The sequence below is a fragment of the Solirubrobacter ginsenosidimutans genome (genome assembly GCF_027587205.1).
In genome coordinates this window covers 1-958 of the sequence record NZ_JAPDOD010000136.1, presented here as the reverse complement: position 1 = coordinate 958, position 958 = coordinate 1, and the positions used below count along the sequence as shown (strand labels likewise).

The 958-nt window shown below is 71.0% G+C and carries 1 protein-coding gene; it reads right to left on the bottom strand.

Going from position 1 to position 958, the window contains the following annotated elements; all coding sequences use genetic code 11:
* Window positions 1–11: 11 nt before the first annotated feature.
* Window positions 12–935, bottom strand: a complete 924-nt coding sequence (locus tag OM076_RS44510) for a universal stress protein (RefSeq protein WP_270046757.1) — start codon at window positions 933–935, stop codon at window positions 12–14.
* Window positions 936–958: the final 23 nt, after the last annotated feature.

Here is a 958-nt window from a genome sequence, read left to right as displayed (position 1 = left end):
CATCAGCCTGCTCACGCCGCGGCCACCGCCTGACGCGGGAAGAGCATCGCGAGCGGTGCCTCCACGCCCCGCGGGACGATGATCACGGGGCATTGGACCGTGTGCATCAGGCGGCCGCTGACGCCGCCGACGAGGACGGACCGCAGCGGACCGTAGCCGCGCGAGCCGGCGAGCATCAGGTCGAGGCTTTCGCTGCGTTCGCCGAGTTGGTCGGCCGGGTCGCCCGCGAGCCGGACGCTCTCGGCCTTCACGTCCTCGGGCAGGCCGGCGATGGCGGCGTCGAGCTCGTCTTGGACGGATTGATCGAGCTCGTCCTGCGGCGTGACGTAGATCGCCCCGCCCATCACGCCGGAGGCGGCGTAGGTGTGGGGCGCGACGACCCCGATGATCTCGAGCTCCGCAGACAGGGCGCGAGCCAGTTCGACCGCCGCGGCCACGGCGGCGGTCGCTTCGTCGGAGCCGTCGTAGGCGACGCCGATCTGGCGGATCGGCCGTTCTGCGCGTGCGGCGTAGCCGTCGGGGACGATCGCAACGGCGCACGGCGCGCCGTGCAGCAGACGCTCGCCGGTGCTGCCCGGTGCGACCCGTCCCATGCGCCCGGTGTGGGATGAGCCGACGACCACGAGCTCGGCGTGCTCGGATTGCGCCAGGTCGTGAAGCGCATGCGCGGCCGAGGGGTTGGGCGCGGTCCTGATTTTCAGGCGGTCGGCGGAGACACCATCGAGCCGGTCGCGCATGGCGCGGACGGTCTTCTCGGCGTGGTCCTCGAGCGCCTCGCGAAAGATGCCTCCTGATCCGTCGTGGATGGCATCGTTGAACGGGAACGCGCAGGCCACCACGATGTCTGCGCTCGAGGCGCGGGCGAGGCGATTGCCGAAGGCGATCGCGTCCTCGGATCGCGTGGACTCGTCGACGCCGATCAAGATGGTGCTCATGGTGGTTCCTTCCGCCGTGGGAT